This is a genomic window from Azospirillum sp. 11R-A (assembly GCF_049472615.1).
In the GTDB taxonomy this organism is placed as follows: Bacteria; Pseudomonadota; Alphaproteobacteria; order Azospirillales; family Azospirillaceae; genus Azospirillum; species Azospirillum palustre.
In genome coordinates this window covers 59268-84625 of sequence record NZ_JBCEBL010000029.1, presented here as the reverse complement: position 1 = coordinate 84625, position 25358 = coordinate 59268, and the positions used below count along the sequence as shown (strand labels likewise).

Here is a 25358-nt window from a genome sequence, read left to right as displayed (position 1 = left end):
GAATGCCCTGATTTGCGGAAATTCCCTCTCCGTCCCTCTCTCGCCCAGATCGTCTCCAGACGATATGGGGAGGGACTCAGCGCCCCGTCAGGGGGGACTTGCCCGGAGGGGTCGGGCTGCCGCCGTCCGGCCAATTGCCGAAATCGCTTTGGCCGCGGGCGGCCAGCGTGCGGACGCTGGCCCGCAGGGTGCGGATCAGGCAAAGCGCCACCGCCATCGACTGGGCGCCGCCGTCCGATCCCGCCAGCCAGCGCAGGGCCGCGGTATGGGCCTGGAGCGCATCGACATAACCTTCGACGTCCGGCTCCACCCAGGTGACGCAGGTGGACAGCGACGCGACGACCGAGGATGCGGCGGAATCGCCGGCGGTGGCGATCTGCACATCCGACAGGGCATGGCGCAGCCGGCTGCCGATCGGGTCGGGCCGCTCGATTGCCGCCTCCAGCTTGTCGAGCGCCAGCAGCATCCGCATCCGCTTGGGATCGTCGCTGCGCATGGCGGCGGCACCGCGGTCGGGCGGCATGGCGGAGGCCGGAAGCGCGGTCGGCGGCACCGGGGTCGGCGGCACCGGGGTCGTCGATGTCGTGGGTGGCGTTGCGGGAGGGGGCAGATGTGCCATGCCGCTCACGGCCGGGCGCGGCGTGGCCGGCCGGGGAGAGGGCAAGCTGGCGGTCGACGGGCTGCGCTGATCGGTCGGGCTGGCGGCCGGGCGGGCGGTGTCGCGTCCCGGCTCGGCAGTTCCCGTCCGGGGGGAACCGTCGCGACGGTTCAGCACCGCGTCGATGCGGCGGGCCAGGGTGGCGGCCGGCACCGGCTTGGCGAGGACGGAATCGGCGCCGGCATCCCAGGCGCTGCGTACGGTGGCGAGGTCGGCGTTGGCAGTCAGAACGATGATCGGCATGCTGGGCCGCAGGCTGCCCGGAGACTGGCGGATCCACTGGACCAGCTGCGCGCCGCCGACCGGTTCCATCACCCAGTCCGTCACCATCAGGTCGTAGACCTCGCGCCGCAGCGCGTCCTTGGCCTCCTGCCCGTTGCCGACGGCAGTGATCTGGCCGACGCCCCACAGCCCCAGCATGTCCTTCAACGCGCGCTGCAACAGCGGATTGTCGTCGACGATGAGGATCTTGATGGGGGAGGCGGGACGCTTCGTCATGGAGTGGTTCCGATGATGCGGCTGTGTCTGTCCCGATATCCGCCTCGACGGCCCGCTTTTCATGGAGGGGGACGGGTAAGCGCCCAATGAGACAGCCCATGTACCGTTGGGTGGGGCGGGTTATCCCCGCCGCCGTTCGAATGGGTAGCCCGCGCGGCCGGGCACCTCTTTCGATACCGGACGGGTGAGATCGATGCATATCAGAAAATTCTGATGGTGATGGACGCACGCGTCCGCTGCCCCTATGATTTCCCTGTCAGGTTTCGAATGGGGCGTGCGATGAGCGGTGGATGCGGTGGCGGATCCTGTGGCGGCGGTTCACGTGGCGGTGGATCATCCCGTCTTTCCGGCGGATCGGGTGATCTGAAGCACACCATGCGGATGGCGATGGTGGTGAACGGGCTGCTCGGCGCCCTGTTGCTCGCCAGCGCCAACGCGACCCAGGCGGTCACCCTGTGGGCTGCGGCCCTGCTGATGCTGAACCACGCCGCCGGCCATGCGGTGACGCTGGTCGGGCTCGGCCGCCGGGCGGACTGGCACGCGCGCCTGTCGATGATTCAGGGGGCGGCGCTGGTTGTTGCGGCGGTGGCGCTGGTGGTGACGGCCGGGCGCAGCATCGCCGGCATGGCGATCCCCGACGTGCCGCTCGCCAGTCTGGCCCTGCTGCTGGCCATCGGCGTGACGGTGGCGGCAGCGACCCTGCTGTTCGCCGGCCGGCGCGGCACGCTGAGCCTGCGGGCGATCTGGCTGTGTTCGCGCAAGGATGTTGTGCCGCTTGGCGCCGGCCTCGTCGGGCTGGCGGCAAGCTGGCTGCTGCTGGACGGAGCGCCCGACGCGCTGGTCGGCGCCGGGATCGCAGCGTTCCTGCTGCCGGCCGCCTGGGGCCTGCTGCGCGGCGGCATGGGGGGCGGCATGGGAGGCGAGGGGGTAGCTGGACGATAGCCTCAGCCACCCGTCAGAGCCTTATCCTCACGACCGCTGGCGCAGCCGCTCCAGCAGGGCCTTGGTGGCGAAGCCGTCCGGGATCTCCCCGACCGACGCCTGGAAGCGGCGTACCGCGTTGCGGGTGTTCGCCCCGACGATGCCGTCGGCGGCGCCCGGCTCCAGCCCCAGCGACGCCAGACGCTGTTGCAGGTCGATGCGCTCGTCGCGGCTCAGCGCCTGTTCCTCGCGCGGCCAGGGGCCACGGACGCCGGGCTTGCCGGTCATGCGGTCGGCGAGCATGGCGACGGCCAGCGAATAGCTGGTCGACGGGTTGTAGCGCATGATTGCGCGGAAATTGTCCCGCACCAGGAAGGCAGGGCCGCGATGCCCGGCCAGGACCAGGATCGCCGCCGATCCCTCGCCGCCCAGATCGCTGCCGTCCACCGGACGGACGCCCAGCCGGCGCCAGTCCGACAGCGGCTTGGTGATGCTCAGCTCCGCCTGATCGTAGGGGAAGCCGTCGGGCAGTTGCACCTCCTGTCCCCAGGACTCTCCCTGCCGCCAGCCATTCGCCAGCACGAACTTGGCGGTGGAGGCCAGCACGTCGGGCATGCTGCCCCAGATGTCGCGATGGCCGTCGCCGTCCTCGTCCACCGCGTTGCGCAGGAAGACGGTCGGCATGAACTGGGTCTGGCCCATGGCGCCGGCCCAGGAGCCGGTCATCCGCTCCGGCGCGATGTCGCCGGAATCGAGGATGCGCAGGGCTGCCAGCAGCTCCGACCGGAAATAGGCGGCGCGGCGGCCTTCGAAGGCCAGCGTCGTCAGCGCGTCGATGACCGAGAAGTTGCCGGTCGACTTGCCGAAGTCCGATTCCACCCCCCAGAAGGCGACCAGGATCTCTCCCGGAACGCCTGTGCGGCGGGTGATGCGGGAAAGCAACGCCGCATGCTCCTGCAACTTCTGACGGCCGTCCTGGACGCGCTTTTCATTCACGGCGCTGTCCAAATACTGCCACACTTGCCGGGTGAACTCGGGCTGGGCGCCGTCCAGTTCGACGACGCGGTCGGACAGCTTCACCCGCTGGAAAGCGCGGTCGAAGGTCTGCGGACGGATGCCCTGGCCCAGCGCCTCGGCACGCAGCGCCGCCAGCCATTCCGGGAAGGAGGCGGGCTGCTGCGCCACGGGCTGGACGGCCGCCGTCGCAGTGCCGGGTGCCGAGGCAGCGGTTGCGACCGGAGCGGTGGCTCCGGTGCTCTGGCAGCCGGCCATCAGCAGGGTGGCGAGAAGGAGGCGGGCGGGATGACGGAACGGAAGTCGCATGCGCTCGACCGTGATCGGAGGGGAAACCGGGCCGTGACCCTAAGGCCCCCGGCCGCAAGGCTCAACCGTCAAATGGGCAGCCCTGTCGGGGAAACGCCTATTGCGAGGGGTATACGCTTGCAGGGCCGCCGGACCGGTCCATATCAAATTTCGATGCAACGCTTTCGCAAATCCCGTCCGGCAAAGCCCTGTCTCCAGGGGCCGAACCCGGCCGGATTTGTCCAGGTTGACTTCGTCTTCGGCAGGGCTGCCGGGACGGGACGGGAAGCCGGAACACCACCTTCTCCAATCGCGTCGATCTGGGAGCGCTTCCATCGGGAAGCGGCTTCCCGCCGCGGAACGCCAAGGGTGCCGACGCCATGAAAATCGTGATCCTCGGCTTGACCAACGGGGGCTTGACCAACGGGTACCGCCAGGATGGCGGGCACAGCATGCGCTGGCGCGCGCTGATCCATGGGTTGGCGATCCGCGGCCATCGCGTCGTCGCGGTCGAGCGGGCCGGCCCCGGCTCATCTGTCCCCTGGACCATTCCCGGCGGCGAGGTGCTGTCCTACGGCGCCTGGGACGAGGTGGCGGTGGCGGCCGCGGCACAGGCGGACGATGCCGGCGTGGCGCTGGTGGTGGCACAGGGGACGGACGCCCGCCTTGCCGCCGACCTCGTCCGCCAGTCCAAGGCACCGCGCCGCGTGCTCTACGATCCCGAGGCCGCGGTCAGCCTGACGGCGCTGGAGGCGGGAGAGGCGGTGGACCATCTGCCGGCCGACGGGCTGTCCGGCTTCGACATGGTGCTCGCCTCCTGCGGCGGGCCGGCGCTGGACCGCTACCGTGCCAAGGCGGGGGCGGAGTCGGTGGCCCCGCTCTATCCCTGGATCGTGCCGGAGGCCGACAAGCCCGGCGACTTCAAGCGGGAGTATCTGGCCGATCTCTGCTGCATCGTCGGCGGACCGGACGGCATCCGCGAGGGGCTGAACAGCTTCTTCATCGACCCGGCCCAGCGGCTGACCCGCCGGCGCTTCGCGCTGGTCGGCGCCGATCTGCCGGACGGCGTGCCGCGCGCCTCCAACATCCTGACCTTCCCCGATCTCGACCCGGCGCGTCATGCCGACGTGCTGGCCTCGGCCAGCCTCGCGCTGACGCTGGCCCGCGACGACGAGCGCCGAATCGGCTGGTGCCCGTCGTCCCGGCTGTTCCTGGCTGCCGCCTGCGGGGCCGCCATTGTCGCCGATCAGTGGGAGGGGCTGGACAGCTTCTTCGAGCCTGGCCGCGAGATCCTGGTGGCCGCCCAGACCGACGACGTGACCACGGCGATGATGCTGCCGCGCAACCACCTGACCGACCTCGGCCGCCGGGCGCGCAAGCGGGTGCTGGCTGAGCACAGCGCCGAGCGCCGCGTGCAGGAGCTGCGCAGCATCCTGGACCTGAAGGGCGGCGGCGACGACTGACGACAATCCGCTTTAGAGTGTGATCGGTTCAAGCGGAATCGCTTGAAGCGTGAATCACACGGAAAACCGAACAATTAGAGTCTGTCTGGTGCTTCAATATGCACCAGACAGACTCTAACGGGGATGCGAAAGTGCGGGGAGCGGGCTATGGTCCGCTCCCCGTTTCGTTTTGCGCCCAATGCCATTTGGCAAATCATCAGGGAGCCCGCCGCCCATGCCGACCGTCACCATCCGCCCCGCCGTCGAGGAGGATTGCACGACCATCCTGCGCTTCGTCCGCGAACTGGCGGAGTTCGAGCGCGAGGCCGATGCGGTCAAGGCGACCGAGGAGGATTTCCGCCGCGACGGCTGGGGGCCGCAGCCGGTGTTCGAGGCGCTGATCGCCGAACTGGACGGCGCGCCGGTCGGCTTCGCGCTGACCTTCCGCAACTTCTCCACCTGGGAGGGACGGCCCGGCCTTTATGTCGAGGATCTCTACGTCACGCCCGACGCCCGACGCTACGGCGTCGGCCGCAAGCTCCTGGCCGCGGTGGCCAAGCGCGCGGTGGAACGCGGTTACCGCCGGGTGGATCTGAGCGTTCTGGATTGGAACCCGGCGCGTGACTTCTACGACCGGGTCGGCTTCCGCCAGATGAAGGAATGGCTTCCCTATCGCCTGACCGGGGAGGCCCTTTCCGACCTTGCTGCGGAAGTCGGTACCGGGGAAGAGTAAAAGGCGGAGATCAGACGGCGCGGTTCAGAGCAGACGCGCCGATGATCTCGGCGTAGTCGGCACGCTCGCTGCGCAGGTTCGACAGAAGATCGACCAGGCTGTCGCGGACGAAGGCATCGTCCTGTTCGACGATGGTGTCTTGCGTCAATCGAATGAATTGGTCGAGGAGCGCGATATGGGCCGCGGAGGAGGCGTTGATCTTCTTCGAGTTGATGGCGCCGATCATGTAAATCTCCCTAGGCCTGAGCGTTCCCGATGGCCTTATCAAGCCATCGGGCGAGTTAAAGACTTCCTAACGGGACTATGCGGCAGGTGGTATCTTCGGGGGTACTTCCGATCTATGGTCGCGTTATATAGGATCGCCCCGAAGAGTTACCTCAAAACGTCTATGAGGACCTTTGAAGTTCTGCTGCAATCGATCCCCGTCGGATGCCCCGGCGGGTAGCATGCATGATGACAACACGCACCGCTATGTCCGGTTGCTCAGACCGCCCCAGGGAATTGGAGGGAGGGACCACCGAAGGGTGCAGTCCTGCCCACCCGGTTGGACAGTCACAACCCCCTGAAAATGCTGACTCCCGAAAAAGTCGATCAGGCAGCGCGGCGGGCGGCGGTGCGGTCGCGGGCATCGGCGCGCTCAAGGGCGCGTGCGATCAGATCGTCGAAAACTCCGCCGATGGGCTCCTCCAGAACTGCGGCCCGGCCGGCAAGCATCGGGCCTTCCATCAGCAGGGAGCCTTCCTCGCCGGGGCCGAGAACCCGCCAGCCGCGGCTCTTCATTTCCGCAACGCGCGTCCGGGCAATGAAGGCGCGGACATGGTCGTAAGCCAGATCGTCCATCCTGTTCCCCCAATCGCTGTCCCAATCACGGTCGATAGCCGCCGGCCTTGCGGCGGATCGTTGAGGAAAGCGTACGGAAGAATAGCGAACGCAACAAGAACAAATTCGAGTGAATAGCGAGGATTTCCGCCGAGTCGCTCAAGCTCCCGCTTGGAGCGTGGCCCTGGCCTGCGCATTCCCGGCCCTTGCCGTTCCGGGCTTCACCGCAAAGATCAGGCGGGGCGGGAGAATTTGCAACCCGTCCCACCCGTGACCAAAAGCGGCGATCAGGAAAGGTCCGACCATGAGCGGTGTCCGCACCGAAACCGACAGCTTCGGCCCCATAGACGTTCCGGCCGACCGTTACTGGGGCGCGCAGACCCAGCGCTCGCTTCAGAATTTCCGCATCGGCGGGGAGCGCATGCCGGTGCCGCTGGTGCGTGCGCTGGGCATCCAGAAGCGCGCCGCCGCCGCCGCCAACATGACGCTGGGCGTGCTCGATCCGAAACTCGGCGCCGCCATCATGGAGGCAGCGGACGAGGTGATCGACGGCCGGCTGGCCGATCACTTCCCGCTGGTGGTCTGGCAGACCGGCTCCGGCACCCAGACCAACATGAACGCCAACGAGGTGATCGCCAACCGCGCCATCGAGCGGCTGGGCGGCACCATGGGGTCTAAGACGCCGATCCACCCCAACGACCATGTGAACATGGGGCAGTCATCGAACGACAGCTTCCCCACCGCCATGCACATCGCGGCGGCTGACGAGATCATGCACAGCCTGATCCCGGCGCTGGAGCATCTGCGCACGGCGCTCGACGCCAAGGCCGACGCCTTCCAGGACATCGTCAAGATCGGCCGCACCCATCTCCAGGATGCCACGCCGCTGACGCTGGGGCAGGAGTTCTCCGGCTATGCCGCCCAGGTCTCCTATGGGATCGGCCGGGTGAAGGGCGCGCTGCCGCAGCTCTACCGGCTGGCCCAGGGCGGCACCGCGGTCGGCACCGGCCTGAATGCCAAGCCGGGCTTCGCCGAAGCCTTCGCCGAGGAGGTGGCAGCCTTCACCGGTCTTCCCTTCGTCACCGCGGAGAACAAGTTCGAGGCGCTGGCAACCCACGATTCGCTGGTCGACGTGCACGGCCATCTGAACACGCTGGCGGTGTCGCTGATGAAGATCGCCAACGACATCCGCCTGCTCGGCTCCGGTCCGCGCTCGGGCATCGGCGAGCTGTCGCTGCCGGAGAACGAGCCGGGATCCTCCATCATGCCGGGCAAGGTCAACCCGACCCAATCGGAGGCGATGACGATGGTCTGCGCCCAGGTGATGGGCAATCACACCACCGTGACCGTCGCCGGCGCCACCGGCCATTTCGAACTGAACGTGTTCAAGCCGGTGATTGTTTTCAACGTCCTGCAATCGATCCGCCTGCTGGCCGACGCCGCGAACAGCTTCACCGACAATTGCGTGGTGGGAATCGAGGCCAACCGCGAGCGCATCGCCAAGCTGGTGTCGGACAGCCTGATGCTGGTGACGGCGCTGAACCCCCACATCGGCTATGACAATGCGGCGAAGATCGCCAAGAAAGCCCACAAGGAAGGGACAAGTCTAAAGGAGGCCGGGCGGGAACTCGGACTCCTGACGGATGAGCAATTCGATCAATGGGTTCGCCCCGAACGGATGGTTGGTCCAGGCTAAGCTTGGGGTTAGGGTGGGGGTGAGTTATCCCGGCCGCACCGGCCTTCCTCTGACCACCCCCATCTCCCACTGCGATGCGTGCGTGACCATGAAGAAGCGTTCGGTCCTGATCGCCGGCCATCCCACCAGCGTCTCCCTCGAGGAAGAGTTCTGGGACGCCCTGAAATCGGTGGCGCAATCCCGTGGCCTGTCGGTCAATGCCCTGATCGAGGAGATCGACCAGACCCGGACCGGCAACCTGTCCAGTGCCATCCGCGTCCACGTGCTGAAGGCGGTGCAGGGGCGCGGGGAGTAGGGGGGCTCTCGGATACCCGCAGGTGGACACCCGCCCATTGCCGGCGTACACGGGTGCCTGCCCCCCTCATCACCGTGCCAAGACCGCCGCCATGCCGCCAGACGTCACCACGCTCGACATCATCGCCTTCGTCTGGTTCATCGGTTCCTGGGTCGGCTTTACCGTCACCCAGGACCATCTGATGGCCGGGCGCAATGTGGTGAACCGGCATCTGCGGATCGTGCGCCGCCACTGGATCGAGCGGATGCTGGAGCGCGACAACCGCATCATGGACGCGCAGCTGTTCGGCCACACCATGCATAGCTGCACCTTCTTCGCCTCCACCAACATGCTGGTGCTGGCCGGGCTGATCGGGTCCTTCGGTGCGGCGGAGCGGGCGCAGCAGCTGATATCGGATCTGTCCTTCGCCGTCCCGACCTCGCACCAGATGTTCGAGATCAAGATGCTGCTGATGGTGGTGATCTTCACCTTCGGCTTCTTCAAGTTCACCTGGGCGCTGCGTCAGTACAATTACTGCTGCGCCCTGATCGGCTCTGCGCCGATGCCGCCGGTGCCGCCGCAGGACCGCCGGGAGATCGCCCAGACCATCAGCGAGGCGCTGACCCTGGCCATCGTCGCGCTGAACGGGGGCATCCGCGCCTATTACTTCGCACTGGCGGCCCTGGTCTGGATCATCGGCCCCATTCCGCTGATCGCGGCGTCCAGCGGCGTCGTTTTCGTTCTCACCCGCCGTCAGGCATTTTCCGCCACTGAGAAGGTCATCCGCGTGCAGACCCAGTGGTTGGAGAGAAACGATTCAAGCAAAGCGAAATAACAAATAAAACCCTACACGTTTTCTTGCGCATGCGACCAAATACCCTCTACCTGATGGCGAGTTGCGGCGGCTAAGGTCCGTTCATCAAGGATCGCACGACAGTTTGTCGGCGCGGCTCAGAGAACAAGAGGGCGAAAATGAACGCCGACACTGCACTAACCATCATGGAAGCCCTCGATCAGGCAGAGGCTCTGCTGAACCGCGTTCACCTGCGCGACGGCTATGCCGGACGTGACACGCTGGCCCGCAACCGGGAACTTCTGAACGCGGCCCGCAATCGGCTCGATCAGGTCCACAGCATCGAGGAAATGAGCGTGTTCGAGGGCTTCGGCCGGTCCCCGGCCCTGGCCTGAGACGGCACCGGCACTCCGGCGATCACAGCGCGTCAACCCTTCAGCAGCACCTTGCCGCCGCTGCGCACCTTCGACCAGTCCTTGGCGAAATAAGCGAAGTCGCTCGACGGCCGGCTGAACAGGAAGCCCTGGGCAAACGACACGCCCAAGCCGTTCAGCAGCTCGGCGTGCACCGTCTCCTCCACCTGCTCCCCAATCAGTTCCAGCCCCAGCTGACGGCAGACATCGACCATGCTGCGCAGCATCGCCATGTCGCGCGGGCTGTTCACGGCGCCGCGGACGAACTTGCCGTCGATCTTGGCATAGTCGGCCTGGATGCCGTACAGCGACTGGAAGCTGGTGGATCCGGCGCCGACATCGTCCAGGCAGATGCGGAAGCCGCTTTCGCGCAGCTTCTGCAACACCTCGTTCAGCTTGGCGATGTCGGTGACGATGACGGTTTCCGTCACTTCGATGAGCAGCTTCGAGGCCAGATCGCCGTAGGGGGCGACGACCGACTGGAACTGCTTGAAGAAGATCGGGCTCATCAGCGTCTTGGCCGACAGGTTGATCGCCACGTCGGGCAGCTTCGGTTCCTTGCGGAACTGCTGCAGCGTGTCCAGCACCGTGCGGGTCAGCAGCAGGTCGAAGTCGTAGATCAGTCCGACATCCTCGGCGAAGGTGATGAAGTCGGCCGGCGAACTCATCCCCTCGACCCGGGTCAGCGCCTCCAGATGGTGGACGGCGCCGGTGCCGATGTCGACGATCGGCTGGTAAACGACGATGAAGTCGTGGTTGTCGATGGTGGCGCGCAATTGCCCGATCCGCTCCACCGCCCCGGCCATCAGGCGGTTGGCACCATCCTCCAGGCTGGAGATGGTGAACTCGCCGCCTTGCGCGGAGGCGAAAGCCTGCACGGTGTAGACCAGCGCGCGGGCGGCATCCGCGGCGTCCAGCCGGTCGTCGGCCATGTCCAGCGTCCAGGATCGGATGCCGCCGGGCAGGGCGCCGCCCGCCGCCTCGATGATCTGGGCGATGTGGCCCTGCACCTCGCGCCCGTCGATGTCGGCGGCATGCACGATGCCATAGCGGTCGCCGGTCAGCTGCCCGGCGCTGTCGCCGTCGGCGGAGATGCCGCGCAGATAGGCGTCGATGCCCTCGCGCACCTCCGCCGCCGCTCCCTCCGGCATCGAGTCAACCATCGCCTGCAACCCCTCGACCAGCAGCAGGGTCAGCCCCTGCTCCAGTCCCCGTTCGCGCGCGGCGTGGATGCGCTCCTCCAGGATGCCGGCGAAGCCGCACTGGTCGAGCAGTTCACCCTGGGCCGCTGTGATCGCCCCACTGACGCCGTTGCCACGGGCCGGAGCGGTCAGCAGCACGGTGAGGAACAGGGAACCGGGACAGGAGTCGAGCCGGCAGCCGCCGAGCAGTGCCGGGAACTGCTGGCCGTCGAAGGCCTGGAACATTACGCGCGACGGCTTGATACGCGCCTTTTCCCGGATGCGGTCGAACAGGACATGGACGTATTTGCGGTCGCCGGGGGCCACCACCTCCATCAGGTTGCTGCCGACCAGCCCGCCGACCTCGCCCTTGGTCAGCCGGCAGCGCGCGCCGGCGGAAAACAGGATGTTGCCCTGGGGATCCGATTCGATCAGCAGATCGGCGGCGGCGAAGGCAAAGCCGACGAAGCGGTCGCGGTCGCGGCTGGACTGTGGACGGCGATGACCGGCCGCGCCGGAGGCCGGGGTGACGGCCGGTCCGATCGGGGGAGGGGAGCGACCTGCGCTTTCCTGCGACAAGGGCATCGTCATCCGGCTACAAATTACATCAAAGTTTAGAGAGTTTCTTCCTGAATGCAACAGAGAGTAACCAATATCGATACGAGATAAAAGCCGCATCGATGGGAAATGACCTTCGTCCGACTTGAACGCAACAATTTGAGACATCTATCTCGCAAATGCGAACTGCCGGACGTGACTTTGCCGGGTGCTCATGGTTGCGATAAATAACGTTACCAGGAGATTGACGAAATCGTTCCGATGTCGGAATGACCGTTGTCGATGGTGTCCGGCATGAGCAGGCGGCCCTATCGGGTCTTTTACGCCGGGGGCGCCTCGTCATGCATCATGGTTAAGAAGGTCAGGTGACCTCCATCGCCGTCGGCCGGACCGCGAGCTTCCGCCGCTTCAGCAGCAGTGCGTTGAAACTGGATTGTCCTGGTATCTCCACGAAGCGATAGGTCAGGCTGGCGACCGCGACCACCGTCCCCAGATAGGCGAGCGCCAGAAGATCCATCATCCAGGTGGCACCGAAGGAGATCAGCCGGTCTTCGGTGCCGTCGGCCGCTTGCTCGACGAACATCGGCTGGCCCGACAGCCTTTGCATCGCAACCGCCGCCTTCTCGTACAGCGCGATGACCAGCGCATGCACCATGTAGACGGAGTAAGAGCGGGCACCCAGCCATTGGAAAGGCCGCATCGCCAGCCGCCGCGAAAACACCCCGCCTTCGAAGGCGAACACCCAGACGATCAAGCCGAACAGCAGCGGTGAGGCATAGGACAGAGCATTCCCGCGGGCTGTGGCGACGAAGACGACCACCGTGGCAAGGCTGAGACCTTCGAGTAAACTGGCTATTGGCAACCGCATCGGCAGCCTGGGCAGTCCGGCACCGCGGGCCGCCTGGAACAGCCGATACGTCACATGGCCGGTGAAGAAGCCATAGAGGCAGCGGAAATATCCAAAGTCGAAACTGGTGTCTATGTATTGGTCAGACCATCCCATGACCACGAAGGCGCCGGCAGCCGACAGCGCCACCGCCGATGCCGTTACCAGCCATGTGCGGCGGGCCAGCAGGCAAAGCGCTGCGAAGGTGACGTAAGCAAGGAACTCGGCGCTGATCGACCAGCTCGGAATGTTCCAGGTCAACCCGTCCTCGATGCCCAGGGAATGCACAAGGAACAGGTTGCTGAGAATGGAGGACGGCGCGAAGCGGGCGGTGAAGGCCGCCGTCTCGCCGCTGACCGCCAATGCCTTCACGATCTCCAGCGGAATGAAGGCGATCAGGGTGGCGGCATGCAGCGGCCAGACCCGGCCAAGGCGTCTGACCAAAAAACTCCTGCCGTCCGCGGTCGAGTTCAGGCGGTGGATATAGGCGTGGGTGATGACGAAGCCGCTGAGAACAAAAAAGAAATCCACAAACAAATAGCTGCCGCGAACGAACGGAACGAGGTAGAAATGCCCTGAAGCGTTGAAGTGAAATAATGCGACGAACAAAGCGCATAAGCCGCGCCAGCCGTCGAGAACTGGAAAGCGCATTTCGGATCTCCAGATTGGCTTGTTGTCTCAGCCATCTCACGCCGGCTGTCGATATTTTTGCTGTAAAAGGTGATATTTGCTCGGCAATGAGGGCTATGCGCCCGATTACCGTTGGCTGAACGTAAATGTCGGAACCGCAACCAAAAAGCGGAAATCAGGCTTATTCCGAACGCCGGCCGGTGATTACCTCCGAAAGGTTGTGGCGATGGAATGCCCGCTTCCTGAGGATCGCGGATTTGCCCGACTGTGGGGTGTCATACCCGTTGTGAGCGGCGCCATATCTGGCTGGAGCCCGAAACACCGTTTGGTTGTCTTCGAAGCGGTACGCTGCTTGCGCCTTCAGGTTGCGCTCTTTCGGCCTTGAGCCGGGCAGACTCAACCGCCATTCTCAAGCCGTCCCGTCGCGGCCGAGAAACCGGTGATGTCCATCCACCGGCGCAGCGCGTGCAGTGGCTGCACGTCGGTGGCGACGGGACCGACCCCCCATCCAAATGGAAAAGGCCCCGCCGACCGTACCGGTCGCGGGGCCTTTCGGCTTTTGCCGTGGTGCCGGCGTCAGCGCCGCGGGAACAGCCGGTTGACGTGGCCCATCTTGCGGCCGGGCCGGGCTTCCGCCTTGCCGTACAGGTGCAGGCGGGCGCCGGGTTCGGCCAACAGCTCCGGCCAGCTCAGCACGTCGTCGCCGATCAGGTTGGTCATCTCGGCATCGGCCACCCGCTCCACTGAGCCCAGCGGCAGGCCGCAGACCGCGCGGACCAGCTGTTCGAACTGGCAGGTGGCGCAGGCGTCCATCGTCCAGTGGCCGGAATTATGCGGGCGCGGCGCCATCTCGTTGACCAGCACGGCGCCGTCGGCGGTGACGAACATCTCCACCGCCAGCACGCCGACCAGATCCAGGGCCTCGGCGATGCGCCGAGCGATGTGGTCGGCCTCCGCCGCGGTTGCCGCCGACACCTTGTCCGGCGCGGCGGGTGCGACGGTGACGTCGAGGATGCCGTCCTTGTGCCGGTTCTCCACCGCCGGATAGGCGACCATCGCGCCGTCGGCGCCGCGGGCGACGATCACCGACACTTCGCAGGCGAAGGTGACGAAGCCTTCGACGATGCCCTCCACGCCGGGCTTGCCGCCGCCGATGCCGGCCCAGGCTGCCGCCGGATCGCTGCCGCTGTCCAGCCGGGCCTGGCCCTTGCCGTCATAGCCGAGCCGTGTCGATTTCAGGACGCAGCGCGGACCGACCTCGGCCACCGCGCGGGCGACCTCCTCGGCGCTGCTGGCGGCGCGCCAGGGGGCGGTGGCGATGCCCAGCGCGTTGACGAAGCTCTTTTCGGCGATGCGGTCCTGCGCCACCGACAGCACGTTCGGGCCGGGGTTCAGGTTGGTGAAGCGGCGCAGATGCTCGGCCGTGGCGACCGGCACATTCTCCCACTCCAGCGTCACCGCATCGACCGAGCGGGCGAAGCGCTCCAGCGCCTCCAGATCGTCCCAACCGGCGACGGTCGCCGCGGCGCTGACCTGCGCCGCCGGGCTGTCGGCGGCGTCCGGGGCGTAGACATGGGTCTTGTAGCCCAGACGTGCCGCGGCCAGCGCCGTCATCCGGCCGAGCTGTCCGGCACCCAGCATGCCGATGGTTGAACCGGGGGCGAGGCGGGGCAGGGGAGTGCCGGATGGGGTGCCGGTCATGACGGTGAGGCTTTCAAGTTGTCCGGGCCAGTTATCGGGCCAGTTGTCAGACAGGATCGTCGACGGGGGCTTCGGCCACCGCGGCGGTCTGGCGGGCGCGCCAGCCGTCCAGCGCGTCGGCCACCGCCGGGTCCATCAGGGCGATGACCGAGCCGGCCAGCAAGGCGGCGTTGATGGCGCCGGCCTTGCCGATGGCGAGCGTGCCGACTGGCACGCCGCCCGGCATCTGCACGATGGACAGCAGGCTGTCCATGCCCTTCAGCGCGTGGCTTTCGACCGGCACGCCGAAGACCGGCAGCGGCGTCATCGACGCGGCCATGCCCGGCAGATGGGCGGCACCGCCGGCCCCGGCGATCACCACCTTCAGCCCGCGCGCCTTGGCGGTGGTGGCGTACTCCACCAGCCGGTGCGGGGTGCGATGGGCGGAAACGATGCGGACCTCGTGCGGGACGCCCAGCGCCGCCAGGGTGTCGGCAGCGTGTTTCATCGTCGTCCAGTCGGACTGGCTGCCCATGATGATGCCGACCAGCGGCTGGGTGCCGGTAGCCGAAGCGGTGCTGTTGGGGGAGTGGTCGGCGGTCACGGCCTGGCGCTTTCCTCAAGGTCCGGAAAGCGGGGCATTATAGGAAGAGTCAGGCTTCTGTCCAGAGGCGGCGCCGTTCCTTGGCGTCGGCGTTCCGCGAATCCCACCCTGCGGCTGCGACATTCCGGCCCTTCCGACGGAACATGGTTCCACTTATGGTGCCGCCTTATATGGACTGGATAGACCTTGCTCAATTCACTCGGCGGACCCATCGCATGACCGACTCCGTTTCCGGCGAAGACCTCGGCGACACCCAGCGCAAGGAACACCGCGACATCCGCGCCGCCATGGCGGAGGAACGGATGGCCGCCGTCGGCATCGACGAGGCGTCCATCGAGACGCTGGTGCGGACCTTCTACGGCAAGATCATGAAGGACGAGGAGCTTGGCCCGATCTTCGGCCGGGCCATCACGGATTGGGAACCGCATCTGCGCAAGATGATCGATTTCTGGTCGTCCATCGCCCTGCTGACCCAGCGCTACGACGGGCGTCCGATGCCGGTCCACATCTCGCTGGGGCTGGAGCCGCCGCATTTCGAACGCTGGCTCGGCCTGTTCCGCCAGACCGCCCACGAAGTCCTGCCGGCCGAAGGCGCCAACTTCCTGATCGGCAAGGCCGAGAACATCGCCCGCAGCTTCCAGATGGGCATCCAGTTCTTCACGGTGCCGAAGAAGGGATGACGAGCTTTTCCCTCTCCCGTCCCGGGAGAGAGAATGATCAAGCGATGATGTCTGGCAGCAGCCGGCTCTCCAGGACCATGATCTGGTCCTTCAGCATCAGCTTGCGCTTCTTCAGCCGCTGCATCTGCAACTGGTCATAAGGCGCGCGTTCGACCAGCCGGGCGATCACGTCGTCCAGGTCGCGGTGCTCGCTGCGCAAGCTCGCCAGCTTTTCCTTCAAAATCTCTTGCTCGTTCATCGCGCCCGTTAGGAATGGCCGTTGCCCCGGGTGGGACGGGGGTGCTCTTGCGGGTGACCCTTGGCTGGGCGGACCGGACTATACCAGATTTCCGGCGATACGGCACCGCCAAACCGCCGGCTCGGCCCTTTGGCATGCCCGGCGTCGCGCCGGAGGGAATGCGGCCGGCGCAATGCCCCCTTTGCGGATGCGGGCAACGATTGCGGGAAAGTTCTGTTCCGGTAACATGGTGGTCCATTTCAACGAACAGGCGAACGGGACGGGAAACCCTCAATGACTGCCCCTAATAAAGCCGGCAAGCGCATCGGCATCCTGACCAGCGGCGGCGATTGCGCCGGGCTGAACGCGGTCATCCGTGCGGTGGTCCACCGCGCCACCGGCTATGGCTGGCAGGTGCTGGGCATCAAGGAAGGCACCCAGGGCCTTCTCCAGCGCCCGGTGCAGTACCAGACGCTCGATCTCGGCTCCGTCGACGGCCACATGATGCGCCAGGGCGGCACCATCCTGGGCACGACCAACCGCGGCGACCCCTTCGCCTATCCGATGCCCGACGGCACGCTGAAGGACCGCTCCGACGAGATCGTCGGCGGCTACCGCGAACTCGGGCTGGACGCGCTGATCGGCATCGGCGGCGACGGCAGTTTCGCCATTCTGCACAAGCTGGCGCAGAAGGGCGGCTTCCCGATGGTGGGCGTGCCCAAGACCATCGACAACGATCTGGGCAAGACCGAGGTTTCGGTCGGCTACGACACTGCCGTCGCCGTGGCGGTGGAGGCGCTGGACCGCCTGCAACCGACCGCCGCCAGCCACCACCGCGTGATGGTGCTGGAGGTGATGGGCCGCGACGCCGGCCACATCGCGCTGGCGGCCGGCATCGCCGGCGGGGCCGACGTGATCCTGATCCCGGAGATCCCCTATTCCATCGAAAGCATCGCCGCCAAAATCCAAAGCGTCCGCGACTCCGGCCGCAACTTCGCCCTGGTCGTGGTGTCGGAGGCGGTGAAGACGCTGGAAGGAACCGGGGTCAAGAAGATCCTCCAGGGCGGCGAGAAGCGCTATGGCGGCATCGGCGACTATATCGGCGAGAAGATCGCCGACGCCACCGGGGCCGAAACCCGCGTCACCGTGCTGGGCCATGTCCAGCGCGGCAGCATGCCCAGCCCGCGTGACCGCCTGATCGCCTCGGCCTTCGGCGTCCATGCCGTCGACCTGATCGCGGAGGGCAAGTTCAACCGCATGGTCGCCTGGTCGAACCGCGGCGTCATCGACGTGCCGATCACCGAGGCGATCGAGCATTACTCCTGCGTCGAGCTGGACGGTGCGCTGGTGAAGACGGCCCGCGGCCTGAACATCAGCTTCGGCGACTGACGCCGGCAGAGATGGGCAGCATGTCGGCGAATCCGTTCTGGGATTTCTCCCTGGCCGTCTATGGGCGGCCGGGTGTGCCGGCCTGCTGCTTGTCCCTTCAGGACCGGCGCGGGGTCGACGTGAATGTGCTGCTGTTCGCCGCCTGGGCCGGCCTGGAATGCGGCATCCGCCTGTCGGCCGAGGAACTGGCCCGTATCGACGGGGCGGTCGCCGGCTGGCGGGAGGAGGTTGTGCGTCCACTGCGCGCCCTGCGCCGCCGTGCCAAGGCGGAGGACGACGCCTTCTATCGCCGCATGAAGGCCGCGGAACTGGAGGCCGAGCGGGTCCAGCAGGACCGCCTGTTCGCCGCGGCGGGCTTCACCCCGCAGCCGGGCGGCGGCGTGGAGCTTGCCGCCGCCAACATGGCGCTGCTGGTGCCCGGCGGCGACCCGGCTTTGGAGGAGTTGGTAAGGGTGCTGCCGGGCGTGCTGGGGAACTGACCTAGCGGTTCAGGATCAGCTCGTTCGGATCGCGCACGGTGTTGGACACCAGCACCGGCTTGCCGGCATAGAAGGCGCTGCACCGCTTGCCGCTGACCAGACGGGTCAGCGCCGCCTCCCACTCGCGCCCCTTCGGGCCGATGATGCGCAGCTTCAACTGGTCGATCAGCGGGAACACCTTGAACTGCTCGATCTCCAGCGGTTCGGAGCTGGTGGTGGTGAAGGCGTCCTGTTTCAGGGTCAGCGTCTTGCCGTTGATCTCCAGCGTCACGTCCTGGGCCCATGGGCAGCCGTTCGGCTTGGCACCCTCATTGGCCTGCACAGCGGCGATCCCGAAACCAACTGTTCCGAACCAGGCGGTCAGGGCGGCGGCGAGAGTAAACCGGCGGAGGCCGGAGTGGCAGAAGAGTGCCCGGATTGGGCGGGTGGTCATGATCCGCTCCTCGAAGAACGGCGCGGACAATAACGATGGGTCAGCGTCATGACAATCCAGGGAAAATCCCAATTCTGTGACCGTTTGCGACGATTTCAGGCATAGGCCCGGCTGGACCGGGCGGGTTCCGAAGAGGCATGATCCCGTTCCCGGCAGCAAGCCCGTTACTCCCTCCATCACTTCGCATGTGTGCCGATGGTTACTTTGTCGCAGGCCCTGCTGATCGCGCTGGACCACCATCAGGCGGGTCGTGTGGCGGAGGCGGAGGACATCTACCGCCGAATCCTCGGCGCCGACCCCGAATATGCCGACGCCATGCAGCTTCTGGGGGTGCTCGCCGCCCAGACCGGCCGGCAGGCGGCGGCGCAGCGCTGCCTGCGCCTTGCCGTGGCGTTGCGTCCCGACGGGGCCGGCGGGCTGTCGAACCTTGCCGGCGTCGAGCAGTCCGCCGGCGCCCTCGACGACGCCGTGCAGCACTATGGCCGGGCGCTGCGCCTGATGCCGGACCTCGCCGATGCCCATGCCAGCCGCGCCGGTGCGTTGCGCCGGCTGGGGCAGGTGCCGGCCGCGCTGACGGCCGCCGGCCATGCGCTGGCCCTGGCGCCCGACCATGCCGACGCGCTGGCGAACCGCGCCGCCGCTCTGCTGTCCTGCGGCGATGCAAGGGCGGCCGAACGCTGTGCCCGCCGCTCGCTGAACCTGAACGCCCGGTCTGCCGTCACCCGTTCGGTTGCCCTTGCGACGCTTGCCGCCGCCCTGGCGGCCCAGCGCCGCTGGGCGGAGGCTGAGTCCGCCGCCCGTGAGTCTCTGGCTCTCGACCGCAATGCTGCCGAGCCGTGGGAGGTGCTGGGCGCCGTCCTGGCCAAGCTCGCCCGCTTCCCGGACTCGCTGGACGCCTTCGCCATGGCGGAGCGCCTGCGACCCGACCCGTCGGTCCATGCGGCACGCGGCATCGCCCTGGTCGCCATGGCTCGCCCGGCGGAGGCTGCCGTCGCGTTCGAACACGCACTGGCCGACCGGCCGCAGGATGTCGGCCTGCACTGGAATCTCGGCTTCGCCCGGTTGATGGCCGGCGATTATCGGCGCGGCTGGCCCGAGTTCGACTGGCGCCGCCGTGACGCCCATGCTGATCCGCCCTGGCGGCCATTCCATCAGCCATCGTGGCAGGGCGAGCCGCTGAACGGCCGCACCATCCTGCTTTATGCCGAGCAGGGGCTGGGCGACACGTTGCAGTTCCTGCGTTATGTCCCGTTGGTGGCGGCCCGCGGTGGCCGGGTGGTACTGGAGGTGCAGCGGCCCTTGCTGCCCCTGACGACCGGGCTTGAGGGGGCGGCGCAGGTCATCGCCCGTGGCGATCCGTTGCCGCCCTTCGATCTCGAATGTCCGCTGATGAGCCTGCCGCACGCCTTTGCCACCGGCCTCGACGGCGTGCCCGCCGATATCCCCTATCTGCGCCCCGACCCGGCGCGCGTCGCCCGCTGGCGGGAGCGGCTGGGGCCGCGGGACGCGCTGCGTGTCGGTGTCGTCTGGGCCGGCAACCCGCGCTTCCCCGGCGACGAGGAGCGCTCGCCCAGGCTCGCCGGTCTGCGTGGCCTGTTCGATGTGCCGGGCTGCCAATTTTATGGATTGCAGATGGGGCCGGGACGTGCCGGCCTCGCCGAGAGCGTCATGCCGGAGAGCTTCACCGATCTGGGGAGCGCCATATCGGATTTTGCCGACACCGCGGCGATCATGGCGAACCTGGATCTGGTTGTGTCGTCCTGCACCGGTCCGGCCCATCTCGCCGGCGCGCTGGGCGTGCCGCTGTGGGTGGTGCTGCCCTTCTCGGCGGACTGGCGCTGGCTGACCGGCCGTGACGACAGCCCCTGGTATCCGACCGCCTGCCTGTTCCGGCAGCAGGCGCCCGGCGACTGGCCTGCGGTCGCCGGGCGCATGGCCGCGGAACTGGCGGCGCTGGCTCAGCGCTTCAGGCCGTTGCCGTAGCGGGAGCAGTCGTAATCGTCGGTCCCGGACTCGGCATGGCCGCCGTTGGAGGTGTTGTAGCGCGGATCGTCGCAGCGGCCGTTGCGGACATAGGAATCGGAATTTCCCGACCCGAACAGCCCACCCCCGCCGCTGTTGCCGAACAGCCCGCCACCGCTGTTGCTGCTGGTCTGGTTGCAGGCGGCGAGCGCCAACGGCACGGCGGCGACGATCACGAAGCGGAGCGCGGTCTTCATGGCAGTCCCTTTCCCTTATGAGGATTGCGAAGGAGAGTTCTTCCTTCGCCCTCAACAGGGCAGGGGGCCGGCAAATCCCGTGCCGGCACTCGGGTTAACGCTTCCTGGTCTGAAACGGCTCGCCGAGCCGCTCACTCGACCGGCTGGAACAGTCGGGTGACGGGATGGATCGCCCACATCTCGCCCGACTCGATGTCGAACCACCAGCCATGGATGTTCAGCGTGCCGGCCTCCACCCCTTCGCGGACGAAGGGGAAGGTCATCAGGTTCTCGACCGACGCGCGGACCGCGGCGCGTTCGATCACCGCCGGCGTGTTCTGCAGCTTCTCCGCATCGGCGCGCGCCTGTTCGGAGCCTTCCGGCCCGACATAGGGGTCGAGCGCCGAACCGGCGATGGACACCCAGGGGGAAACGAAATCGTCCTCCGCCTTCTGCCCGGCGCGCAGCCGGATCAGGCCCTGGATGCCGCCGCACTTGGCATGGCCCAGCACGATGATCTCCGACACCTTCAGCGCCTTGACCGCATATTCGATGGCGGCCGAGGTGCCGTGATAGGCGCCGTCGGGCTGGTAGGGCGGGACGAGGTTGGCGACATTGCGCACGACGAACATCTCGCCGGGTTCCGCCATCGTCAGCAGCGCCGGGTCGACGCGGCTGTCGGAGCAGCCGATCAGAAGGACTTCCGGGTGCTGCCCTTCGGTCGCCAGCTGCCGCATGCTGTCGGGGCGCCGCTCGTAATAGCGGGCGCGGAATGCCTTGATGCCGGCCAGAAGCTGGCGGATGGGCTCGGACGGTTTGCTGCTGAAGGGCATGATGGGCTTTTCCCCTTTGGCGCCGGCCGGCGGCGATGCCGGTTCCGCGTCGTGGTGCATCGACAGCGGTATAATGGCATTGCGCCCGCGCTCCAAGCCACCTGTTAGGCGACCGTCGCGGGTCAGGTGTCTCCCTGACGTTCGCCCCAGCGCCGCAGGTTTCCGGCGTCCAGCCCGAACAGGTCCAGCACCCGGCCGACGGAATGGTCGACCAGATCGTCGATGCCCTGCGGTTTGGCGTAGAAGGCCGGGACCGGCGGCGCGATCACCGCCCCCATTTCGGCCAGCGCGGTCATGGTGCGCAGGTGGCCCAGATGCAGCGGGGTCTCCCGCACCATCAGCACCAGCCGGCGCCGTTCCTTCAGCGCCACGTCGGCCGCCCGCGTCAGCAGGGTGGAGGTGACGCCGCTGGCGATCTCGCTCATCGTCCGGACGGAGCAGGGGGCGACCACCATGCCGAGCGTGCGGAAGCTGCCGCTGGACACGGCCGCACCGATGTCGGCGGCGGCATAGCTGACATCGGCCAGCGCCCGCAGCTCGGCCACCTTCATGGCGGTTTCATGCGCCAGCGTGACCTCGGCCGACCGGCTGACCACCAGATGCGATTCGACACCGAGCCGCCGCAGCGTCTGCAGCATGCGGATGCCGTAGATCACTCCCGACGCGCCGCTGATGCCGACGACGAGCCGGGGCGGAGGGGTGGTGGGATCGGTCATGGCCGGATTCTAAGCTCTCTTCAAGCGGTATTCCCTCCCCCCGCTCGGGGAGAGGGACACCCCCCTCAGTGCGCGTCTTCCTGTTCGGAATAGCGGTCGTCCTCGCGGCCTTCCCCGTAGAAGTCCTCGGCGGCATCCTCCGGGGCACGCGGCACGCCGCCGCGGCGGATCGCCAGCGCCAGCGCCTCTTCCAGCTCGCGCTGGGAACAGAGGCCCAGCATCACCGGGCTGCGCGGCTTGATGTTGGCGACGTTCCAGTGGGTGCGGTCGCGCACCGCGGCGATGGTCGGCTTGGTGGTGCCGATCAGGCGGCAGACTTGGGCGTCCGACAGCTCCGGATGGTGCTTCAGCAGCCAGGCGATGGCGTCGGGCTTGTCGCCGCGCTTGGTGATCGGGGTGTAGCGCGGACCCTTGGAGCGGGAGGCGACCTGCGGCAGGTCGGCGACCAGAAGCTTCAGGCGCAGGTCCTGATTCTTCTCGCAGCGCTCGATCTCCTGCTTGGTCAGCTGGCCGTTGGCGATGGGGTCCAGCCCCACCATGCCGACCGCGACCTCGCCGTCGGCGATGGCCTGGACTTCCAGCGAATGCATGCCGCAGAAGGCGGCGATCTGCTCGAAGGACAAGGACGTGTTCTCGACCAGCCAGACGGCTGTCGCTTTCGGCATCAAGGGCAGAGCCATCATCCCTCCTGACAAACTTCTTTACCGGCCGCACCCGCTGGCGGGTGGTGCGGCCGGCCGTTCAAACTGGTTATGCGGCGCGGGGACGGCTTCGCGACCCGGCTTCGCGACTCCGGGGGCAGCCGCCCCATTCTCGTCACCACGATATAGGGCGAATACCGGTCCGCGTAAGCATGCTTGCGCAGGCGCACCGGGAAATCCCGGCCGCCCGCTCGCCTCTGCTAACCTGTCTTGGCAGCGGATGGCAAGCCCGACGGCGCCGCAGCGGCGAAGAAAAGCGCAAAATCAGGCTGCGTCCGGCCCCACCGTCAGCACGATCTTGCCGATATGCGCGCTGCTTTCCATCAGCCGGTGCGCCTCGTCCGCCTGTTCCAGCGGGAAGGTGGCGTGGATCTGCGGCTTGATGCCGCCGGTCTCCAGCAGCGGCCAGACATGCTCGCGCAAGGCCGTGGCGATGCGGCCCTTCTCCGCCACCGGGCGGGCGCGCAGCGTCGATCCGGTCAGCGTCAGCCGCTTGGTCATCACCGGAGCCATGTTCAGCGACACCTTCGCCCCTTGCAGGAAGGCGATGGAGACGTGACGGCCGTCCACCGCCATGATGTCGATGTCGCGGGCGATGTAGTCGCCACCGACCATGTCCAGCACCACATCGACGCCGCGACCGCCGGTCGCCTCGCGGATGACCGCGACGAAATCCTCGGTCCTATAGTTGATGGCGCGGTCGGCACCCAGCTCCTCGCAGGCCCGGCACTTGTCGTCGCTGCCGGCGGTGGTGAACACCGTCGCGCCGAAGGCCTTGGCCAACTGGATGGCGGTGGTGCCGATACCGCTCGATCCGCCATGGATCAGCAGGGTCTCGCCGCGCTTCAGGGCGCCGCGCTCGAACACGTTGGTCCAGACGGTGAAGAAGGTTTCCGGCACCGCCGCCGCCTCGACCATCGACAGCGGGCCCGGCACCGGCAGGGCCTGCACCGCCGGCACCACGCAATATTCGGCATAGCCGCCGCCGGCCACCAGGGCGCAGACCCTGTCGCCGCTGGCCCAGTTCTCCACACCTTCGCCGATGGCGATCACCGTGCCGGACAGCTCAAGCCCCGGCAGGTCGGATGCGCCCGGCGGCGGGTCGTAGCGGCCCTGGCGTTGCAGCGTGTCGGGACGGTTCACGCCGGCGGCGACGACTTCCACCAGGATTTCGCCGGGGCCGGGCACCGGGGCAGGGCGGCGGGCGGGGCGCAGCACCTCCGGCCCGCCGGGCTGGGTGATCTCGACGCAGCGCATGCTGTCGGGCAAGCTTAGACCCATGGCGGTCATCCCTTCCGTTTTTGTCTGTTTGGCAATGTCCGGCCCGAAAGGTAGATTTGCCCAACCGGTCTGACAAGCCGGACAACGGGTTGAAAACACGGCAGGGGGAGGGACCCGATCATGGCCATCGACGAGCGTTTCGAGGATCTGGAGCCGCGCAAGGCCAAGCCGGCGCCCAAGGATCTGACCGTGATGGGCGTGGCCGAGATCGAGGCCTACATCGCCACGCTGGAAGCGGAAATCACCCGCGCCCGCGCCGCCATTGCCGCCAAGCAGGCGCAGAAATCGGCGGCCGAGGCCTTCTTCAAGAAGGGATGAAAAAAGCCCCTCTCCCGCCGGGGGAGAGGGGCTTCGTCTGCTTGCGGAGTGTGTTGCCCTACGTCATCGCCCGATGCCGACCAGATCGCGGTAGCAATGCCAGGAGGCATGCCCGACGACCGGCAGGGCGATGGCCAGCCCGAGGAAGCCGGTGACCATCCCGGCGCTCATGAACAGGGCGATCAGGAAGCCCCAGGCGACCATCGGTTTGACGTTGGCGCGCACCACTGCGATGCTGGTCGCCATGGCGGTGAAGACGTCGGTCTCACGGTCCAGCAGCATCGGCACCGACACCACGGCGATGGAGAACACCGCCGTCGCGATGATCCCGCCGAACACCGTCCCGATCAGCAGGAAGGGAATGGTCTCCGCCGAGAAGAAGATGCGGTCGACCAGCTGGTCCAGCGCCGGCGGTTCGCCGGAGAAGAACAGGGCGAAGATCAGGAAGGCGACGCGGATCCAGGCCAGCAGCGCCAGCATCAGCACCATGCCGATCCCGGCGATCTGCACCCCGTTGCGGCGATAGGCGGCAACCACCTTGGCCAGCGTCGGCCGTTCGCCCAGCTCCAGCAGGCGGCTGGTCTCATAGAGCCCGACGGCGAACAGCGGCCCGACCAGCATGAAGCCGGCCGCCATCGGCAGCAGCAGATATTCCATGTCCAGCGTCGCCAGCCCGACCACCAGCACCAGGCTGGAGATCACCGCCAGCGCGCCGTAGGCAAAGCTGATGCCGGGGGCAGCCATCATGTCCTGCCAGGCCGACGCCAGCCAGACCCATGGCCGGTCCATCTCGACCGAGCGGATTGCCGGCAGCCAGCTGGGGGTTTGCGTCTGAGGCGTCTGCACCGAACCGCGAAAAGACGTCATGTCGACCATGAAGACGGCCCTCCCCATCAGCCTAGGAAAGCGCCCGCCGGCGCCCATGACCGGCACTGTCACACAACCGCCCCGATAGTCGCAATAGGGAACTATTGGCATACCCAATAGTAACAAAAAAGCAGAGGTTATTCCCACCTCACAGCTTG

At 67.1% G+C, this 25358-nt stretch carries 28 protein-coding genes; 12 read left to right on the top strand and 16 right to left on the bottom strand.

All coding sequences use genetic code 11. From position 1 onward, the window contains the following. Positions 1-76 precede the first annotated feature (76 nt). On the bottom strand, positions 77-1156 hold the full coding sequence (locus tag VH569_RS28805) for a response regulator (RefSeq protein ID WP_423319939.1): 1080 nt from the start codon (positions 1154-1156) through the stop codon (positions 77-79). A 375-nt stretch (positions 1157-1531) separates the two neighbouring features. Between VH569_RS28805 and VH569_RS28800 the strand changes: the two genes are divergently transcribed. Further along, on the top strand, positions 1532-2098 hold the full coding sequence (locus VH569_RS28800; RefSeq protein WP_423319937.1) for a hypothetical protein: 567 nt from the start codon (positions 1532-1534) through the stop codon (positions 2096-2098). Positions 2099-2125: 27 nt separating this feature from the next. Here VH569_RS28800 and VH569_RS28795 read toward each other — a convergent pair whose 3' ends face one another. Then, positions 2126-3400, bottom strand: a complete 1275-nt coding sequence (locus tag VH569_RS28795) for a lytic murein transglycosylase (RefSeq protein ID WP_423319935.1) — start codon at positions 3398-3400, stop codon at positions 2126-2128. A gap of 359 nt (positions 3401-3759) precedes the next feature. On the opposite strand from VH569_RS28795, the gene VH569_RS28790 reads away from it, so the two are divergent. Together VH569_RS28790 and VH569_RS28785 are read left to right on the top strand one after the other, a co-directional pair. Continuing rightward, a complete protein-coding gene (locus VH569_RS28790; protein ID WP_423319933.1) occupies positions 3760-4842 on the top strand; it encodes a glycosyltransferase family protein in 1083 nt (360 codons plus the stop codon). A 214-nt stretch (positions 4843-5056) separates the two neighbouring features. Beyond that, the gene (locus VH569_RS28785; RefSeq protein ID WP_098739626.1) at positions 5057-5554 is read left to right on the top strand and encodes a GNAT family N-acetyltransferase; all 498 of its coding nucleotides are present in this window, start codon (positions 5057-5059) and stop codon (positions 5552-5554) included. Positions 5555-5564: 10 nt separating this feature from the next. Here the strand turns inward: VH569_RS28785 and VH569_RS28780 are convergent, their stop codons facing one another. Both VH569_RS28780 and VH569_RS28775 read right to left on the bottom strand, forming a co-directional pair. Continuing rightward, positions 5565-5780 (bottom strand): hypothetical protein, encoded by a 216-nt coding sequence (locus VH569_RS28780; RefSeq protein WP_423319931.1) that lies wholly within the window; start codon positions 5778-5780, stop codon positions 5565-5567. Between the two features lie 365 nt (positions 5781-6145). Continuing rightward, on the bottom strand, positions 6146-6394 hold the full coding sequence (locus tag VH569_RS28775) for a hypothetical protein (protein WP_423319929.1): 249 nt from the start codon (positions 6392-6394) through the stop codon (positions 6146-6148). 283 nt (positions 6395-6677) lie between these two features. Here VH569_RS28775 and fumC point away from each other — a divergent pair, with 283 nt between their 5' ends. The 4 genes from fumC to VH569_RS28755 all read left to right on the top strand — a co-directional run bounded on the left by fumC (position 6678) and on the right by VH569_RS28755 (position 9531). Then, the gene (gene fumC, locus VH569_RS28770; protein ID WP_423319927.1) at positions 6678-8069 is read left to right on the top strand and encodes a class II fumarate hydratase; all 1392 of its coding nucleotides are present in this window, start codon (positions 6678-6680) and stop codon (positions 8067-8069) included. Between the two features lie 88 nt (positions 8070-8157). After that, positions 8158-8364, top strand: coding sequence for a ribbon-helix-helix domain-containing protein (locus tag VH569_RS28765; protein ID WP_098739630.1), 207 nt, complete (start codon positions 8158-8160; stop codon positions 8362-8364). A 91-nt stretch (positions 8365-8455) separates the two neighbouring features. Continuing rightward, the gene (locus tag VH569_RS28760; RefSeq protein ID WP_098739631.1) at positions 8456-9178 is read left to right on the top strand and encodes a DUF599 domain-containing protein; all 723 of its coding nucleotides are present in this window, start codon (positions 8456-8458) and stop codon (positions 9176-9178) included. 137 nt (positions 9179-9315) lie between these two features. Continuing rightward, a complete protein-coding gene (locus VH569_RS28755) occupies positions 9316-9531 on the top strand; it encodes a hypothetical protein (protein ID WP_423319925.1) in 216 nt (71 codons plus the stop codon). Positions 9532-9563: 32 nt separating this feature from the next. Here VH569_RS28755 and VH569_RS28750 read toward each other — a convergent pair whose 3' ends face one another. The 4 genes from VH569_RS28750 to purE form a co-directional block, all read right to left on the bottom strand. Then, entirely contained in the window at positions 9564-11315 is a 1752-nt protein-coding gene (locus VH569_RS28750) for an EAL domain-containing protein (RefSeq protein ID WP_423319923.1), read from the bottom strand. A 334-nt stretch (positions 11316-11649) separates the two neighbouring features. Next, positions 11650-12825: an acyltransferase family protein gene (locus tag VH569_RS28745; protein ID WP_423319922.1), complete on the bottom strand. Its 1176-nt coding sequence runs from the start codon at positions 12823-12825 to the stop codon at positions 11650-11652. A gap of 555 nt (positions 12826-13380) precedes the next feature. Then, entirely contained in the window at positions 13381-14505 is a 1125-nt protein-coding gene (locus VH569_RS28740) for a 5-(carboxyamino)imidazole ribonucleotide synthase (protein ID WP_423319921.1), read from the bottom strand. Positions 14506-14551: 46 nt separating this feature from the next. Continuing rightward, a complete protein-coding gene (purE, locus tag VH569_RS28735) occupies positions 14552-15088 on the bottom strand; it encodes a 5-(carboxyamino)imidazole ribonucleotide mutase (RefSeq protein ID WP_423319920.1) in 537 nt (178 codons plus the stop codon). A gap of 215 nt (positions 15089-15303) precedes the next feature. Between purE and VH569_RS28730 the strand changes: the two genes are divergently transcribed. Beyond that, a complete protein-coding gene (locus VH569_RS28730; RefSeq protein ID WP_423319918.1) occupies positions 15304-15768 on the top strand; it encodes a group III truncated hemoglobin in 465 nt (154 codons plus the stop codon). A 37-nt stretch (positions 15769-15805) separates the two neighbouring features. Here the strand turns inward: VH569_RS28730 and VH569_RS28725 are convergent, their stop codons facing one another. After that, the gene (locus VH569_RS28725; RefSeq protein ID WP_085089646.1) at positions 15806-16006 is read right to left on the bottom strand and encodes a YdcH family protein; all 201 of its coding nucleotides are present in this window, start codon (positions 16004-16006) and stop codon (positions 15806-15808) included. Between the two features lie 273 nt (positions 16007-16279). Here VH569_RS28725 and VH569_RS28720 point away from each other — a divergent pair, with 273 nt between their 5' ends. Together VH569_RS28720 and VH569_RS28715 are read left to right on the top strand one after the other, a co-directional pair. Further along, entirely contained in the window at positions 16280-17374 is a 1095-nt protein-coding gene (locus tag VH569_RS28720) for an ATP-dependent 6-phosphofructokinase (RefSeq protein ID WP_109048382.1), read from the top strand. A gap of 20 nt (positions 17375-17394) precedes the next feature. Then, the gene (locus VH569_RS28715) at positions 17395-17853 is read left to right on the top strand and encodes a TIGR02444 family protein (protein WP_423319916.1); all 459 of its coding nucleotides are present in this window, start codon (positions 17395-17397) and stop codon (positions 17851-17853) included. 1 nt (position 17854) lies between these two features. Here VH569_RS28715 and VH569_RS28710 read toward each other — a convergent pair whose 3' ends face one another. Next, a complete protein-coding gene (locus VH569_RS28710) occupies positions 17855-18286 on the bottom strand; it encodes a hypothetical protein (RefSeq protein ID WP_423319915.1) in 432 nt (143 codons plus the stop codon). 195 nt (positions 18287-18481) lie between these two features. On the opposite strand from VH569_RS28710, the gene VH569_RS28705 reads away from it, so the two are divergent. Further along, a complete protein-coding gene (locus tag VH569_RS28705) occupies positions 18482-20269 on the top strand; it encodes a tetratricopeptide repeat protein (protein ID WP_423319913.1) in 1788 nt (595 codons plus the stop codon). On the opposite strand, the gene VH569_RS28700 is transcribed toward VH569_RS28705, so the two are convergent. From VH569_RS28700 to VH569_RS28680, 5 genes are all read right to left on the bottom strand, one after another. Continuing rightward, positions 20245-20505, bottom strand: a complete 261-nt coding sequence (locus tag VH569_RS28700) for a hypothetical protein (RefSeq protein ID WP_423319912.1) — start codon at positions 20503-20505, stop codon at positions 20245-20247. The two genes, VH569_RS28705 and VH569_RS28700, sit on opposite strands and share 25 nt — an antisense overlap. A 131-nt stretch (positions 20506-20636) precedes the next feature. After that, positions 20637-21317 carry a carbonic anhydrase gene (locus VH569_RS28695; protein ID WP_109452532.1) on the bottom strand — a complete coding sequence of 227 codons (681 nt, stop codon included), beginning with the start codon at positions 21315-21317 and terminating at the stop codon, positions 20637-20639. A 122-nt stretch (positions 21318-21439) separates the two neighbouring features. Beyond that, the gene (locus VH569_RS28690; RefSeq protein ID WP_423319911.1) at positions 21440-22033 is read right to left on the bottom strand and encodes a UbiX family flavin prenyltransferase; all 594 of its coding nucleotides are present in this window, start codon (positions 22031-22033) and stop codon (positions 21440-21442) included. A gap of 65 nt (positions 22034-22098) precedes the next feature. Beyond that, complete coding sequence (locus VH569_RS28685) at positions 22099-22713, bottom strand: DUF1013 domain-containing protein (RefSeq protein ID WP_109442700.1); 615 nt, start codon at positions 22711-22713, stop codon at positions 22099-22101. Positions 22714-22998: 285 nt separating this feature from the next. Continuing rightward, positions 22999-24015, bottom strand: coding sequence for an NAD(P)H-quinone oxidoreductase (locus VH569_RS28680; RefSeq protein WP_423319910.1), 1017 nt, complete (start codon positions 24013-24015; stop codon positions 22999-23001). Positions 24016-24135: 120 nt separating this feature from the next. Between VH569_RS28680 and VH569_RS28675 the strand changes: the two genes are divergently transcribed. Next, entirely contained in the window at positions 24136-24333 is a 198-nt protein-coding gene (locus VH569_RS28675; RefSeq protein ID WP_174471935.1) for a DUF1192 family protein, read from the top strand. Positions 24334-24396: 63 nt separating this feature from the next. On the opposite strand, the gene VH569_RS28670 is transcribed toward VH569_RS28675, so the two are convergent. Further along, the gene (locus VH569_RS28670; protein WP_423319909.1) at positions 24397-25209 is read right to left on the bottom strand and encodes a DUF2189 domain-containing protein; all 813 of its coding nucleotides are present in this window, start codon (positions 25207-25209) and stop codon (positions 24397-24399) included. Between the last annotated feature and the right edge of the window lie 149 nt (positions 25210-25358).

What these genes read in the sequence shown, in the direction of transcription:
- VH569_RS28800 (WP_423319937.1), top strand. Translation starts at nt 1,532, where the DNA reads ATGCGGATGGCGATGGTGGTGAACGGGCTGCTCGGCGCCCTGTTGCTC.
- VH569_RS28740 (WP_423319921.1), bottom strand. Translation starts at nt 14,505, where the DNA reads ATGACCGGCACCCCATCCGGCACTCCCCTGCCCCGCCTCGCCCCCGGT.
- VH569_RS28680 (WP_423319910.1), bottom strand. Translation starts at nt 24,015, where the DNA reads ATGGGTCTAAGCTTGCCCGACAGCATGCGCTGCGTCGAGATCACCCAG.
- VH569_RS28685 (WP_109442700.1), bottom strand. Translation starts at nt 22,713, where the DNA reads ATGGCTCTGCCCTTGATGCCGAAAGCGACAGCCGTCTGGCTGGTCGAG.
- VH569_RS28785 (WP_098739626.1), top strand. Translation starts at nt 5,057, where the DNA reads ATGCCGACCGTCACCATCCGCCCCGCCGTCGAGGAGGATTGCACGACC.
- VH569_RS28765 (WP_098739630.1), top strand. Translation starts at nt 8,158, where the DNA reads ATGAAGAAGCGTTCGGTCCTGATCGCCGGCCATCCCACCAGCGTCTCC.
- fumC (WP_423319927.1), top strand. Translation starts at nt 6,678, where the DNA reads ATGAGCGGTGTCCGCACCGAAACCGACAGCTTCGGCCCCATAGACGTT.
- VH569_RS28795 (WP_423319935.1), bottom strand. Translation starts at nt 3,400, where the DNA reads ATGCGACTTCCGTTCCGTCATCCCGCCCGCCTCCTTCTCGCCACCCTG.
- VH569_RS28710 (WP_423319915.1), bottom strand. Translation starts at nt 18,286, where the DNA reads ATGACCACCCGCCCAATCCGGGCACTCTTCTGCCACTCCGGCCTCCGC.
- VH569_RS28745 (WP_423319922.1), bottom strand. Translation starts at nt 12,825, where the DNA reads ATGCGCTTTCCAGTTCTCGACGGCTGGCGCGGCTTATGCGCTTTGTTC.
- VH569_RS28690 (WP_423319911.1), bottom strand. Translation starts at nt 22,033, where the DNA reads ATGACCGATCCCACCACCCCTCCGCCCCGGCTCGTCGTCGGCATCAGC.
- VH569_RS28670 (WP_423319909.1), bottom strand. Translation starts at nt 25,209, where the DNA reads ATGGTCGACATGACGTCTTTTCGCGGTTCGGTGCAGACGCCTCAGACG.
- VH569_RS28700 (WP_423319912.1), bottom strand. Translation starts at nt 20,505, where the DNA reads ATGAAGACCGCGCTCCGCTTCGTGATCGTCGCCGCCGTGCCGTTGGCG.
- VH569_RS28725 (WP_085089646.1), bottom strand. Translation starts at nt 16,006, where the DNA reads ATGAACGAGCAAGAGATTTTGAAGGAAAAGCTGGCGAGCTTGCGCAGC.
- VH569_RS28730 (WP_423319918.1), top strand. Translation starts at nt 15,304, where the DNA reads ATGACCGACTCCGTTTCCGGCGAAGACCTCGGCGACACCCAGCGCAAG.
- VH569_RS28755 (WP_423319925.1), top strand. Translation starts at nt 9,316, where the DNA reads ATGAACGCCGACACTGCACTAACCATCATGGAAGCCCTCGATCAGGCA.
- VH569_RS28760 (WP_098739631.1), top strand. Translation starts at nt 8,456, where the DNA reads ATGCCGCCAGACGTCACCACGCTCGACATCATCGCCTTCGTCTGGTTC.
- VH569_RS28675 (WP_174471935.1), top strand. Translation starts at nt 24,136, where the DNA reads ATGGCCATCGACGAGCGTTTCGAGGATCTGGAGCCGCGCAAGGCCAAG.
- VH569_RS28750 (WP_423319923.1), bottom strand. Translation starts at nt 11,315, where the DNA reads ATGCCCTTGTCGCAGGAAAGCGCAGGTCGCTCCCCTCCCCCGATCGGA.
- VH569_RS28715 (WP_423319916.1), top strand. Translation starts at nt 17,395, where the DNA reads ATGTCGGCGAATCCGTTCTGGGATTTCTCCCTGGCCGTCTATGGGCGG.
- VH569_RS28790 (WP_423319933.1), top strand. Translation starts at nt 3,760, where the DNA reads ATGAAAATCGTGATCCTCGGCTTGACCAACGGGGGCTTGACCAACGGG.
- VH569_RS28805 (WP_423319939.1), bottom strand. Translation starts at nt 1,156, where the DNA reads ATGACGAAGCGTCCCGCCTCCCCCATCAAGATCCTCATCGTCGACGAC.
- VH569_RS28775 (WP_423319929.1), bottom strand. Translation starts at nt 6,394, where the DNA reads ATGGACGATCTGGCTTACGACCATGTCCGCGCCTTCATTGCCCGGACG.
- VH569_RS28695 (WP_109452532.1), bottom strand. Translation starts at nt 21,317, where the DNA reads ATGCCCTTCAGCAGCAAACCGTCCGAGCCCATCCGCCAGCTTCTGGCC.
- VH569_RS28720 (WP_109048382.1), top strand. Translation starts at nt 16,280, where the DNA reads ATGACTGCCCCTAATAAAGCCGGCAAGCGCATCGGCATCCTGACCAGC.
- VH569_RS28705 (WP_423319913.1), top strand. Translation starts at nt 18,482, where the DNA reads ATGGTTACTTTGTCGCAGGCCCTGCTGATCGCGCTGGACCACCATCAG.
- VH569_RS28780 (WP_423319931.1), bottom strand. Translation starts at nt 5,780, where the DNA reads ATGATCGGCGCCATCAACTCGAAGAAGATCAACGCCTCCTCCGCGGCC.